We start from the raw sequence: 13,642 nt of genomic DNA, 5'->3' as shown, positions 1-13,642 counted from the left end.
ATGACCATGGCCGTGACCTATAAGCATATCGATGAGATGAAGCCCTGGAGCGACAAGCTTCACATGCTGGAATGCATTTCGGTTACCCCCGAAACGCCGGATGTGATGACGTTCCTGTTCCGCTCCACTGACACCAACTGGTTTCGCTATATTCCGGGCCAGTTCGTGACGCTGGAACTGCCAGTAGGCCCCGAGCCGCTGTTTCGGACCTACACGCTGTCTTCCACGCCGTCTCGTCCCTATGCGGTGGCCGTCACGGTCAAGGCTCAGAAGAACTCGATCGGCACCCGCTGGATGTTCGATAACCTCAAGCCGGGGATGAAGATCCGCGCGCTTGGTCCCCTGGGTGACTTTTCTTATGTGAAGCATCCGGGCGATAAGTATCTGTTCATCTCCGCAGGCTCTGGCGTCACGCCGATGATGTCGATGGTGCGCGACATGTGCGATCGCGCGCCGCACAGCGATATCTCGTTTATCAACTGCTCGCGCACACCCGCCGATATCGTGTTCCGCCATGAACTCGAATATCTCGCACGCTATATGCCGAACCTGTCTCTCGGGTTCATCGTGGAGTCCTGCGGTCGCACCGATCTGTGGTCGGGCCTGAAGGGCTTCGTCGACAAGGCCAAGATTGCGCTCTTGTCTCACGACTTCATGGACCGCACGGTATTTTGCTGTGGCCCTGAGCCGTTCATGGCGGCGGTGAGTTCCATGCTCGAAGCCTCCGGTTTCGACATGACACGCTATCATCAGGAAAGCTTCGCGCCGGCCGCGCCGCCAGTTGCCGTTGGTGAAACGGCGATCGAGGCGGATGGCGAGGCGCTGACGACGGTCGGCTTCACGCTGTCCGGCAAGGACGTGCCATGCCAGCCGGGACAGACCGTCCTGATGACTGCAAGAGCGGCCGGCGTTCGCATCGGTGCGGCCTGTGAATCCGGCATCTGCGGCACCTGCCGCGTGCTGAAGCTGTCCGGCGAGGTCGAGATGAACCACAATGGCGGTATTCTCGATGAAGATATTGCGGAGGGCTATATTCTGGCCTGCTGCTCGAGGCCGCTGACTGACGTCAAGGTGGAGGCGTAAAGCCTCCTCCTCCCACCTTTTCGTTCCTGCAGTTGGCAGTCATTGCCATGATCCATGGAACGAGTTTGTAGTTTTCCCGTTTCTAAAATGTCTGAGGCTGTGTCACTGCGGGCCGTTTCCGCATTTCTGCCGAAAGATATAAAAACAGCACAACATCAATGTGCAGAGAAACGGAGGAAATTCATGCTGAATTTGCGGAAGACGAGCCTCGCCACCGCTCTAGTCATGGTCCTGACGAGCTTTACGCCATCGCAGGCCTTTCAAGTTCCCACACCCATTCCGGCACCCGTTGCCGGTCAGAATCAGGTCGTAGACATCCAGTATCGCGACTGGCGCGACCGTCGTGAATGGCGTCAGCGTCACGGTCGTGACTGGCGCAACCATCGCGAATACCGCCGCCAGGGATTTTACAACGGCCACCGCGGCTATCGCGACCGTCGTCCGGGCTACCGTTATCACAATGGCTACTGGTTCCCGCTTGCAGCCTTCGCGGCTGGCGCGATCATCGGTGGTGCCACCAATCAGGCCCGTCCGTCTTACGGTAGCAACCACCAGCAATGGTGCGCCAACCGCTGGCGGTCCTACCGTGCCTACGACAACAGCTATCAGCCGAACAACGGCCCGCGCAGGCAGTGCGTGTCGCCCTACAGCTAAGATGCATGATTTGGATGGCCCGGCTCAGCCGGGCCTTCCGTCGCTTGGGGCAGTAACCCGTTCAAGTATCTGTGATCGTTTCGTTAATGCTGCATTCAGGCTGAATTTCTTAACTTGAATATAAGGCGAGTCCACGCCGTTAAAAACTGGATAAACAGGAGAATAATCGTCGTAGTTCACCCCATCCGTTTGTGTATCCGGATGTGAATGGAGAAGGTAAGATGAAGACTTACATGAAAGCTGCTTTGGCCGCTGGCCTCTCTGCTATTGTTGCTGTTGGATCTATTGTTCCAGCTCAGGCTATGCCCATCGTGCCTGCTGCGCCGGTTGCACCTCAGGCGGACAACAATATCGTCAACGTTCAGTATTGGCGCGACCGCGGCTATTATCGCGACTACGGCCCGGGCTACTATCGCGGCCACCGCGGCTACCGCGATTACCGTCCTGGCTATCGTCGCCACAACGGCTACTGGTTCCCGCTTGCGGCCTTCGCCACGGGCGCCATCATCGGCGGTGCGCTATCTCAGCCGCGCGAAGTCTACCGCCCCGTTCCGGAGTATCGTCCGCGCCCGGTCTATCGTGAATATCGTCCGGTCGTCCGCGGTGGCATGAGCCAGGCGCATGTGAACTGGTGCTATGGCCGCTATCGCTCTTATGACGCCTACAGCAACACGTTCCAGCCCTATCACGGCCCACGCCAGACCTGCTATTCGCCGTACCGCTGATTGAACGAAAATATATAATTTATAAGGGCCGTCCCGCACTTGCTAGGCGGCCCTTTACATATGCGAAGAGACACAAGACGCCCACGCCGAAAGCGCATCGTGATTTTCTCGGATTTGCTCCCTGCGCTTTAGCTCTTTGTTCTATCGCGCGTCGTCATCGCAAAACCCCTGCACAGTTTTGCTTGAGCCCTGCTTTAGATGATGCCGACCCGTCGCAGCAGGAACCAGGCAAGAAGACTGGAGGCGACGATAAAACCCGCTGCATAGAGCGTTCCGTTTCCGCCATCGATGAAAGGTAGGGCGCTGGTGTTCATGCCGAAAAAGCCTGTGACGAGCGTTGGCGGCAATAGAAATGCTGTCATGATTGACAGGATGTAGAGATGCCGGTTCGTCTCCGACGAAAGCTTGGAGTCGATTTCTTCATGCAGCAGACGGGCTCGCTCCTGAAGCGCATAGACATCGTAGTCGACAGACTCCAGCCGGCTCGTCAGCCGTCCGGCAATCTCCTCGAAGCCAGCCGGCATTTCATCCTCATCCGCGGCTGAGGCGCGCCGCATCAATGTCAGCACGGTTCGAAGATGACGATGCAGTCGCACGACGGTGCGACGGACGGGTGCCAGCCTTCTCCGCTCGTCGCGCGGGGCAGCGGCGTAGACGTAATCCTCGATGGCGTTGAGTTCTTCCGTCGTCTCCATCACCAGGTTGATCAGGCTGCGCTGAAACTCGGCCACCAGTCCCTCGAAGATGTGCGACGGCGTGCTGAAGCGCTTCGGGTTCTTGTCGATGGCAGCACGCAGCCGATCCACCGACCGCAGCGGCTGAAGCCGTGTGGTGATGACGAAGCGATCCGTCAGAGCAAAATGCAGCCAGCCCAGATCGCGGGTTTCCTGATCGAACTCGCGCTGAAAATCCACCAGCGTACCGTAGAGCGCGCCCTCATCGACGGTGATGGAGGGGTGCGTCTCATGTGTCGTCAGGATCGCGCGAATGTTCTCGTCGAAACCGGGAATAGAGTCCAAAAACGCAACCACCCGCGTGTCCGCCAGGTTGAGATGCAGCCAGAAGAAGCCTTCGCTGCTTTCCATGTCGCTCCACTGGGTGGTTGGTGCGAGGCGTGTACAGAGCTGGCTCCCTGGCTCGAAGCGATAGGCCCAGACGAGGCCGGGAATGGCTGGGTACTGTATATCCATGTCGCGTTCCTGAAAGGCGGGCCTGAGTACGCCAGAGGCCATGCTGCTCGAAGGGTCGGACATGCAGATCAGAGTTTTATGACAGTTTCATAACAAGGGTGATCTTGCCGACCGATAGGCCTGAAAATCGGACTCGTTTCTCGGGCCTACAGCTTGGTTCAAGCAAAAGTGCGCGCCGGTTTTGCGGTGACGAGATGCGACAACAAGGACCTGAAGTGTATGAGCGATTCTGAAAGATCGCGACACGCGTTAGGCGTGAGTCGAAGAGATGGAACGTCCTTCGCAGGCTCTGAAGAACACGTCATCCCCGCGAAATTTCAAATTGACGTTTACGTAAAAATCAATTAGCCCGTAAGGACATTGCATTGTAGGCAGACGCTTCGGGAGGAGGCAGGATGTATACCGCGCCGGTAGACGATATCGCTTTTACGTTGAAACACGTTGCAGGGCTGGGTGATGCTCTTCAGAGCGGTGCGCTCGGTGATCTCGATGAAGATCTCGTCGATGCCATTCTCCATGAGGCAGGGCGTTTCGCCACTGAAGAGGTTGCCCCGCTGGCCGAAATCGGCGACCGCCAGGGCTCGCGCATGGTGGACGGTGAGGTTCGTACGCCCGATGGATGGGCCGGTCTCTATCATCGCTGGGCCGAAGGCGGCTGGAACGGCCTGACGGCGCCAGAGGAATTTGGCGGGCAGGGTCTGCCCCATATGCTCAACGTTGCGGCGCTCGAAATGTGGAACTCCGGCTCCATGGCGTTTGCGCTCTGCCCGACGCTGACGATGGGTGCGATCGAAGCCATCACCGCCCATGGCAGCGACGCGCTGAAGGCCGTCTACCTCGAAAATCTCGTCAGCGGCAAATGGACAGGTACCATGAACCTGACCGAGCCACAGGCGGGCTCCGATCTCGCCGCACTCAAGACCAGGGCCGAACGGGCCGACGACGGTACCTACCGCATTTTCGGCCAGAAGATCTACATCACCTGGGGCGAACACGACGCCGCCGAAAACATCATCCACCTTGTGTTGGCCCGTCTGCCGGATGCGCCAGCTGGAACGAGGGGCATTTCGCTCTTCCTCGTGCCGAAGTTCTTGCCCGACGCTGCCGGCAATCCGGGTGAGCGCAACGATTTGTTCTGCCATGCGCTGGAGCACAAGCTTGGCATTCATGGTTCGCCGACCTGCACGATGATCTTCGGCGATGGCCGCTACGGTCAGGAGAAAGGGGCGATCGGCTGGCTCGTGGGCGAAGAGAACAAGGGTCTCGCCTGCATGTTCACCATGATGAATAATGCCCGCCTGGCCGTCGGCATGCAGGGCGTGGCGATTTGCGAAGCCGCAACCCAGAAGGCGATCCAATACGCCAAAGAGCGGACCCAGGGTAAGGCGCCCGGAACGACGGCAACGGGCATGAGCCCGATTATCGAGCATCCGGATATTGCCAGAACGCTGCTGACCATGAAGGCACTGACGCAAGGCTCGCGCGCCATCAGCTTCGCCTGCGCCCACGCGATCGACATGAGCCATGCGGAAAGCGATGCAGGCACTCAGAAGTTCTGGCAGGAGCGTGCGGCGCTTTTGACGCCAATTGCAAAGTCCTTCTCCACCGATGCCGGTGTGGACGTTGCCTCGCTCGGCATCCAGGTCCATGGCGGCATGGGCTTCATTGAGGAAACGGGCGCGGCCCGCTATCTGCGTGACGCCCGCATTGCACCGATTTATGAGGGCACCAACGGCATTCAGGCCATCGACCTCGTCATGCGCAAGCTTCCACTCTCCGAAGGCCACCACGTTCGCGGCTTTATCGAAGAGTTGAAGGCCATTGCCGAAGACGTTCGTGCATCGAACAAGCCGGAACTGGGCGAAACCGCACGCTACCTCGACCAGAGCATCGCCGATCTTGAGGCTGCCACCGACTGGCTGCTGGACGCCCAGGCCAAGGGAGAGGCAGGCGCCGTGCTGGCAGGTGCGACACCCTACCAAAGGCTGTTCGGTCTTGCATTGACGGGCGTCTATCTGGCCAAGGGCGCGCTTGCAGCCGTTGAAGACGGGCAGGGTACCAAGCGTACCTCGCTTTGCCGTTTCGCTGCGGAAAATCTTTTGGCAGAAACGGCTGCGTTAAAGGATCGCGTTGTCTCGGGTGCCGCGAGCCTCGAAGCCGCACGCGTCGTTCTTGGGTGAAGGAAGTATCGATGTCCGAAGATCATATCCTTCTCGAGCGGCCTCAGGTCGCAGCTGGCGTGCAGGTCATCCGCTTCAATCGGCCGGACAAGAAGAACGCCATCACCGATGCGATGTATCGCAGCATGATCGAGGCGTTGAAGGCCGCCGATGCGGATGAAGACATCCGCGCAATCGTCTTTCTCGGCACGCCGGGATGCTTCTCCGCCGGCAATGACATGGCTGATTTCCTTGGATTCGCCATGTCTGGTGGCAAGGGACGGCTCGCCGCAGCCGATTTCCTGCACACGCTGGTCAGCGTGGAAAAGCCCATCGTCTCTGGCGTCGATGGCCTGGCCATCGGTATCGGCACGACGCTGAACCTGCATTGCGATCTGACGGTCGCCTCCAGCCGAAGCCTGTTCAAGACGCCCTTCGTCGATCTGGCACTTGTGCCGGAGGCCGCCTCCAGCCTTCTCGTGCCGCGCATTGCCGGCCACCAGCGGGCATTCGCGCTTTTGGCGGCAGGTGAAGGCGTCTCGGCCGAGCAGGCTATGGCGGCGGGCCTGATCTGGAAGGTCGTTCCCGAGGCGGATGTCGAGGCGGAAACCTTGAAGATTGCCGCCAACCTGGCGTCGAAGCCACCGCAGGCGCTGAAGATTGCGCGTGATCTGGTGCGTGGCGATGTCGATGCGATCCGAGCCCGGATCGACGAGGAGATCGTTCACTTCGCCGCTCAGCTTCAGAGTAGTGAGGCACGCGCTGCCTTTGAGGCATTCATGCGCCGTTAAGTCTCTTGAGAAGAAGGTGTCGGTCTTTACGGAACGGGAAGTGTTTCCGCTTACTCGATCGACATCTTTACTTGGGAGAAGGCCGCCATGATGCGCAAAACCGCTCTTGCAATGATTGCTATACTGTCGCTGTCCGGCGTCGCGGATGCCGGGATGCTGTCCTCGCCGATGATGTCGTCCCCAAGAGACAGTGATGTCGTGCAGGTGCAGGATTTAAATAGCAGCTCGCCACGCAGCAATCAGAATCAGAATAACGGGTGGGATCGCCGCCAGCCGCGTTTCGTCTGCGTCATCACGCCGCCGGACAGTGCCGAGCGTTCACGCCCCTATGTCTGCCCGGTTCAGCAGGGCCGTGTCGGTGGCCGTTGCCGCTGCTCCGGCGTCGTCGGCAGCGGCAGTATCGATACGGCGTGGTAAAGCGCGTTACTTTTCCAGCGTCGCGACCGCCTCGACATGCGGCGACCAGAGGAACTGGTCGATCGGCGTCACGCTTGTGATGCGATAGCCGCCTTCGACCAGGATGGAGAGGTCGCGCGCGAAGGACAGCGGATTGCAGCTGACGGCAACGATCTTCTTGACCGTGCTGCGGGCAAGTTCCTTGCATTGCGCTTCCGCACCCGCTCGTGGCGGATCGAAGACGACGGCGTCGTAAAGCTTCAGTTCCTTGGCGATCAGGGGATGACGGAACAGGTCGCGCCGCTCGATGGTGACCGGCTTCAAGCCGGGTGTGTTGCGCGCGGCAAAATCGAGCGACTTCAACGGCTTGTCTTCCGCTTCCACGCCATGCACCTTGCCGACACGCGCCAGTCTCAACGTGAAGGTGCCGGTGCCGCAGAACAGATCGGCGATCCGCTTCGATTTGCCCACATGCGCCACGACGCGATCGGCCATGGCCTCTTCCGCCACCTTCGTGGCCTGGACAAAGCTGCCGGCGGGAGGGGCGACCTTGACGCTGCCGAATTCGATCACCGGCTTTTGCGGTTCGATGAGAATTTCGCCGGAGAGCGATACGCGGGCGATGCCGCGCATGGAAAGAACCGTTTCCGTTAGCGCACGGCGCTGTTTGTCATTGACGGACTTGATGCCGTCCACCGCAATATCGAGCCCCGAAAGCGTCTCCATCACTGTGATGCGGAATGGCTCAGCGTTGGATGCCAGTGGCAAGCCGATCGCACGGATCGCGTCGAGCCTCGACACGATGGCCGGGGCTGCGATGGGACATTCCTCAATCGCAACGATGTGGTGACTGTTGGCCTGGCTGAAGCCGAGAAGAAGTCCCTTTTCGGTTTTGCGCGCGGTGAAGACAACGCGACGTCGCTCACCTGGCCGGCAGATCACCAGCGGATCGACCTCCACATCCAGACCCTTCGATCGGAGGGCAGCAACGACGAGATTCCGTTTGAAGTCGTGGTAGGGCTCGTCTTGCACATGTTGCAACGAACAGCCGCCGCACGTGCCGTTCTTGCCATCCGGTCCGAAATGGCGACAGGCAGGCTCGCGCCGATCCGGCGATGCTTCCGTAATCGACATGATGGTGCCCTGGTCCTTCACCCGGGCAATCGCGACCGTTTCTCCTGGAAGCGTAAAAGGCACATAGACCGTGCCCTCTGGACAGTGCGCGATGCCATCGCCCTGCGCGCCGAGGCTCTGGATCTTGACGGTCTGCGTGCTCATGGCTTTCTGCCTCCGAGAAGGAATTCTACATTGCCATCCCCACCTGCGATGGGGGAGGGGATGAGGCCAAGGCTTTCCCAGCCAATGTCTTCGGCGAGCCAGCGCTCGAGCTCTGCGGCAACCTGCGGAGCAGTGTCCGGCTCTTTCAACAGGCCTGCCTTGCTGATCGCATCCCGGCCGGCTTCGAACTGCGGCTTGACGAGAAGAACGGCGAACGCGCCGCTCGTCGCCAGATCGAGCGCCGGCGCAAGTGCAAGTTTCAATGAAATGAAGGAGACATCCGAGACGATGAAGCTGATCTCGCGGCCGTCAATATCGTCTTGCGTCAAAAACCGCGCATTCAGCCCTTCGATGCTGGTCACGCGCGGATTGTTCTCCACCCGCGGATGGATCTGTCCATGACCCACATCGATTGCAGTCACATGGTCCGCACCGCGTTCCAGCAGCACCTCCGTAAAGCCGCCGGTAGAGGCGCCCACATCCAGGCATTCATGGCCCTTCGGATCCAACGTGAAGTGATCGAGTGCTGCGACGAGCTTTAGGGCGGCGCGTGATACATAATCCTGCGCCGGATCGTCGATCGCGATAACCGCGCTCTCGGCAAAGCAGAGGCTCGGCTTGGTGACGATCTTGCCATTCACGCTGACGGTGCCGCGCGATACGGCATCGCGCGCGCGGGAGCGACTGGCAAACAGGCCCTTGGCGACCAGTAGCTGGTCCAGGCGTTGATTTTCGGATGTTTTGGTCATGGAGAGTGTCAATGACGGCCAATCGGGCGCAGCGCAAGCGGTTTGTGGCCCGCTGCTGAGGAAGACTTCGTTTACCCTACGCAATACTGCCTGGGTTTGTTTTTTTAGAACCATCGTATTTAAGTAAAAATCAACCGCTTTGCAGCAATTTGCGAAGCTGAAAATCCCGTCGCTGACATGAAGGTTAGGCCGGAAAATTTCTGGTTCGCGCTCTGATGATTGATGCGCGGTCCCGTGTCGAAAAAGAGTTGTCGATGTTTCTCAAAAATTTGCCTATCAATATCAAGCTGATCATGACCTTCGTCGCCTTGATGGGTGTGTGCCTTGTGGCCTCGGCAGTTGTCTTTTTTCAGACTCTGGACGCACAGCAGCTGTCCGAAACGCAAACCCGTACAGCGCAACTCATGCAGACGGTGGACGAGGCGAAGGCAGCCATGCTCGAGCAGGTCGTCAATCAGCGCGGCTTTCTTCTGTTCCGTAGCGACAGCACCTACAAGGATGTGTTTGCCCAGCGCGACGTGATGCTCGCAAAATTGAAGGAGGCACGCGGATACGCTGCCGACCAACCCGAGATTCTGAAATCCATCGATGAGATGGAAGCGACCGCCACCGTCTTTTACAAGCAGCTGGCAGAGCCGCAGATGGCAGCCCGCAAGACGACGGAAGCACCGGTTTCCGAAATCATCGAAATCGGCCGCAACCAGGCCAAGGGTCAGGTCGATGGCTTCCGCGCTGCAGCCGAAAAGATCAAGGAACAGCTCAACGCGCTGACCAAGTCGGAGATCGCGGCTCAGCAAAGCGCCCAGGCCAATCTGCAATATGCACTGCTCGGCGGTGGCGCTGGGGCGGGCCTCGTTTCAGTGCTGCTGATCTGGGCGCTATCACGCGCCATCGTCACGCCCATCGTCGGCATGACGGATGCCATGGGCCGTCTGGCAAACGGCGATAACAATGTCGATGTTCCCGCCCTGGATCGCGGTGACGAAGTCGGGAAAATGGCAAAGGCTGTTCTGGTCTTCAAGGATGCCGCTATCGAAAAGCAGCGCCTGGCGGGTGAAACAGATCGCATGCGCTCCGCGACTGAAGCCGATCGTCTGCGTAACGAGGCTGAGAAAGAGCGCGCCGAAGCGGAACAGGTTTTTGCTCGTGAAGAACTTGCCAAGGGTCTCCAGGCACTGGCCGACGGTAATCTCGACTATCGTATAGAAAAGCCATTCACACCGTTTATCGAGCCGCTTCGTTTGAACTTCAACACGTCGCTCGACAGCCTGCAGCAGACATTGCGCAAGGTCGGCGAGAATGCTGCCGCAATCCATGCCGGTGCCGCTGAAATGCTGTCTGCAGCCGACGACCTGTCGCGCCGCACCGAACAGCAGGCTGCCTCCGTTGAAGAGACCGCTGCGGCGCTGGAAGAAGTGACCACGACGGTTCGCGACAGCGCCAAGGGTGCCGAAGAGGCCGGCGCTCTCGTGCAGCGCGCCCGTGCCGGTGCCGAACAATCCGGTGCAGTCGTGCGCCGCGCCGTGGCCGCCATGCAGGAGATCGAAAAATCCTCCGGCGAAATCACCAACATCATCGGCGTCATTGATGACATCGCCTTCCAGACGAACCTGCTCGCACTGAATGCGGGTGTGGAAGCAGCGCGTGCGGGCGAGGCAGGCAAGGGCTTTGCCGTCGTCGCTCAGGAAGTGCGTGAATTGGCCCAGCGCTCCGCCAATGCAGCGAAGGAAATCAAGTCGCTGATCAGCAACTCCAGCAAGCATGTTGAAAATGGCGTGGGCCTCGTCGGCGAAACCGGCAAGGCGCTGCAGATGATCGTCGCCGAGGTGGAAGAGATCAACACCCATGTGAGCGCGATCGTCACCGCCTCGCGCGAACAGTCGACCGGCCTGCAGGAAATCAACACCGCCGTCAACACCATGGATCAGGGGACGCAGCAAAACGCAGCCATGGTCGAACAGCAGACGGCCGCAAGCCACTCGCTCGCCCGCGAGGCCGAAGCCCTCACAAGCCTGATCGGCCAGTTCAATCTGGGCGCAGGTGCGGCTACACGCGTTGCGTCCTTTACATCAAGTCCGGCTCCGACTGCGCCACGCGCAGCGCCCGCGGCTGCAGCAAAACCCGTCTATTCGACGAAGCCAAGCTTTACACCAGCGGCAGTCAAGCCAACGGCCCGCCCGGTCGCGTCGCCTGCACGCGCACTTGGTAACACGCTTGCAAAAGCATTTGGGGCGCCAGCTGAGACACCTGCCTTGAAGGCAAGCGAACAGAACTGGGAAGAGTTTTAAGAATAGGGCGCGCTACTCCTAAGTAACGAGTGGCGCTCTGTCTTCTCTGATCTACGCATCGTGCTTTCTGAAAATCGATTCCGATTTTCGGGCCTACGCTTTAGGCTGACTTGGATGTGAGGGCGAGTGGTTCTTGCACCCGAAACCGGCTATCCAAATCGTCTATCTAGGGGCGGACACGGTTCCGCCCCCTCACTTGTCGCAAGGCTTGATGGTACAAGTCCGTCTAAGCCCTGCTGAAATGACCGATCAAGGTCTCAAAGAACAGTTCCCCCAAAAGCCGTCTTCCATGCTGCTCAAGACGATACTATCCGCAGTCTCTGCGGCATGTCTTTCCAAGCCTCTCCTGTTTGCGTCTTTGTGACGGAGCAAGGGTGCCGCCGCCTCTCAGGCAAATAGCGTCCGAGCCTTCAGTCGTCTTGCGCTCGGCAGTGCTTGCACGTCGGAGAATTGCGCACTCAGTGACAGCGAGTGGTCGCTACGTGTGTCCGGACTGTCTTGCAGAGTGAAGAGGATCATCGTTGTCGTGGAGCAATTGCTCTATTGAGCCGGTGCGCGAACAATTACTAGACGGCGAGTTAAAAACGATACTCTCCACGATGTTCGAAATACGGGCTGTATGATGCTCTCATGCCGAAAACGCAGAGTAGCGCTATAAAGATAGCCCGTAATTTGCGCTTTGTCACATGGTTAAACTTATAACTTGCGGCGCTAGCGGGACCTATTCATTCGATATCTTCGAGGAAGAAGAAAAAAACGACCAGTTTCTGTCGCTATTCACTATCCCATCCATCCAAGACGTCGACGCTGCTCTGATCAAAAAACATCAGATTAAAATTACCTTTCTTTTATTGGGATGCAAATGTTACTGGATTTTTTCGCTTCTTGATGTGAAATATAGTGGGTGAAGGCGACCAATACCTTTTAGATAAATCGCATATATATGTTTTTAACCTGTAGTTGAGTCGAATCTTCAAAAAAAATGGTACATTATATCCTCCTAATTTCTCTCAAAAATACATGAAATTGAAGAATAAGTGTCCGCGAGGAGGCCGGGCGTTAACCCGGTTTTAAAGGTTTGCCTGCTACGAAATAGCCATAGTCAGTTATTCAAGCGGCATCGTTTATTAGCGGCATTCGCAATAGCTAGCGTGGAAAATCCGAGCTTCTCCAGCTCGAATTGCATGATGCGGTTCCTACGCAGGTTCACATGAGCCATGTTCTCAACAATTTCGCTTTATTTGCGCGTGTCGGATTGCTGTCGGTGGGGACAGTGTCAGGCGGCAGATAGGCGCGACCAGTCGCCATTCGGTAAGGGACACGTTCATGACCTCCATTATCTCATCCTTGTCTGCTACGCAGATCTCAAAGCTTTCCACATCGACGATCGCGAGCTTGACCTCGGAAGACGTGAATGCGCTCGACGCCACCAAGATCAAGGCGCTGAGCTCCGCTCAAGTCGGATCGCTCACGACTGCCAATGTCGCCCTTCTGAGCTCCGATGACGTCCGCGCCATTTCGGCTCCCGCCGTCAAGGGCCTCACGCTGAGCCAGCTGGGAGCGCTGAGCACCGCTCAAGTCACCGGCTTTAGCGCGGCACAGGTCGTTGCACTGAGCACCACCCAGATCGAAGGATTATCGACCAGCCAGATCCAGGCGCTGAACGCCACCCAGATCGCCAGCATGAGTTCGGCTCAGGTCGCGACAATCAACAGCGCAGAGCTGGCTCTCTTCAGCACCGATGAGATCGCTGCTATCAGCACCCAGGCGATCGCCGGCCTTTCTGCCGCGGCTCTGACCAACCTGAGCAGCACAAGTGCAGCCGCACTGACCAAGGCACAGATCGCAGTCATGTCTTCGACACAGCTGAACGCTCTGTCATCCGACGCGCTCAACACCTTCTCCAGCGATGAAGTCAAGGCTATCAGCGCCAAGGCGCTTGCAGGCATCACGGTCGGCAAGTTGACCACGGGCAACATCGCAAACCTCAGCGCGACACAGGCAGCAGCCCTGACCACGACGCAGTTTGCAGCGATGACGACCAACCAGGTCGAAGCGCTGAACTCGGCTCAGATCGCCAGCTTGAGCTCTGCCCAACTGGCAACGCTTGATAGCGCCGAACTCGCTCTCTTCTCCACCGGAGAGGTTGCGTCAATCAACGCCAAGGCAATTTCCGGCCTTTCTGCAGCGGCTTTGACCAACTTGAGCAGCACGAACGCAGCAGCACTGAACAAGGCGCAGATTGCCGTCATGTCTACCTCTCAGCTGAACGCTCTGTCGTCTGATGCGCTCAACACCTTCTCCAGCGATGAAGTCAAGGCCATCAGCG

10 protein-coding genes and 1 pseudogene are annotated in these 13,642 nt (G+C 58.4%); 8 read left to right on the top strand and 3 right to left on the bottom strand.

The annotated features are described in order from the left end of the window. Positions 1 to 6 precede the first annotated feature (6 nt). From ACTJK5_RS08920 to ACTJK5_RS08910, 3 genes are all read left to right on the top strand, one after another. Positions 7 to 1,083, top strand: a complete 1,077-nt coding sequence (locus ACTJK5_RS08920; RefSeq protein WP_082479198.1) for a hybrid-cluster NAD(P)-dependent oxidoreductase — start codon at positions 7 to 9, stop codon at positions 1,081 to 1,083. A 183-nt stretch (positions 1,084 to 1,266) separates the two neighbouring features. Next, entirely contained in the window at positions 1,267 to 1,737 is a 471-nt protein-coding gene (locus ACTJK5_RS08915; protein ID WP_440612197.1) for a BA14K family protein, read from the top strand. Positions 1,738 to 1,958: 221 nt separating this feature from the next. Next, entirely contained in the window at positions 1,959 to 2,462 is a 504-nt protein-coding gene (locus tag ACTJK5_RS08910) for a BA14K family protein (RefSeq protein ID WP_062425922.1), read from the top strand. 194 nt (positions 2,463 to 2,656) lie between these two features. Here the strand turns inward: ACTJK5_RS08910 and ACTJK5_RS08905 are convergent, their stop codons facing one another. Beyond that, positions 2,657 to 3,652 (bottom strand): transporter, encoded by a 996-nt coding sequence (locus ACTJK5_RS08905; protein ID WP_440612196.1) that lies wholly within the window; start codon positions 3,650 to 3,652, stop codon positions 2,657 to 2,659. 395 nt (positions 3,653 to 4,047) lie between these two features. Here ACTJK5_RS08905 and ACTJK5_RS08900 point away from each other — a divergent pair, with 395 nt between their 5' ends. From ACTJK5_RS08900 to ACTJK5_RS08890, 3 genes are all read left to right on the top strand, one after another. Further along, the gene (locus ACTJK5_RS08900) at positions 4,048 to 5,832 is read left to right on the top strand and encodes an acyl-CoA dehydrogenase (protein ID WP_440612195.1); all 1,785 of its coding nucleotides are present in this window, start codon (positions 4,048 to 4,050) and stop codon (positions 5,830 to 5,832) included. Positions 5,833 to 5,843: 11 nt separating this feature from the next. Continuing rightward, positions 5,844 to 6,602 (top strand): crotonase/enoyl-CoA hydratase family protein, encoded by a 759-nt coding sequence (locus ACTJK5_RS08895; protein WP_440612194.1) that lies wholly within the window; start codon positions 5,844 to 5,846, stop codon positions 6,600 to 6,602. 87 nt (positions 6,603 to 6,689) lie between these two features. Next, positions 6,690 to 7,019, top strand: coding sequence for a hypothetical protein (locus tag ACTJK5_RS08890; RefSeq protein WP_440612193.1), 330 nt, complete (start codon positions 6,690 to 6,692; stop codon positions 7,017 to 7,019). A gap of 6 nt (positions 7,020 to 7,025) precedes the next feature. Here ACTJK5_RS08890 and ACTJK5_RS08885 read toward each other — a convergent pair whose 3' ends face one another. After that, the gene (locus ACTJK5_RS08885) at positions 7,026 to 8,276 is read right to left on the bottom strand and encodes a class I SAM-dependent RNA methyltransferase (RefSeq protein ID WP_113178374.1); all 1,251 of its coding nucleotides are present in this window, start codon (positions 8,274 to 8,276) and stop codon (positions 7,026 to 7,028) included. Beyond that, positions 8,273 to 9,025 (bottom strand): TlyA family RNA methyltransferase, encoded by a 753-nt coding sequence (locus ACTJK5_RS08880; RefSeq protein ID WP_113178372.1) that lies wholly within the window; start codon positions 9,023 to 9,025, stop codon positions 8,273 to 8,275. The genes ACTJK5_RS08885 and ACTJK5_RS08880 overlap by 4 nt, the downstream gene beginning before the upstream one ends. Positions 9,026 to 9,279: 254 nt before the next feature. On the opposite strand from ACTJK5_RS08880, the gene ACTJK5_RS08875 reads away from it, so the two are divergent. Together ACTJK5_RS08875 and ACTJK5_RS08870 are read left to right on the top strand one after the other, a co-directional pair. Next, on the top strand, positions 9,280 to 11,313 hold the full coding sequence (locus ACTJK5_RS08875) for a methyl-accepting chemotaxis protein (RefSeq protein ID WP_440612192.1): 2,034 nt from the start codon (positions 9,280 to 9,282) through the stop codon (positions 11,311 to 11,313). A 1,326-nt stretch (positions 11,314 to 12,639) separates the two neighbouring features. Next, positions 12,640 to 13,642 (top strand): annotated as a pseudogene (locus ACTJK5_RS08870) (ice nucleation-like protein); the annotation flags it as partial.

Origin of the sequence: Agrobacterium sp. 22094, assembly GCF_052046015.1 — a bacterium.
Classification (GTDB): Bacteria; Pseudomonadota; Alphaproteobacteria; order Rhizobiales; family Rhizobiaceae; genus Agrobacterium; species Agrobacterium cavarae.
The sequence above is the reverse complement of the archived record's forward strand: the minus strand, read 5'-3'. Positions and strand labels throughout refer to the sequence as shown.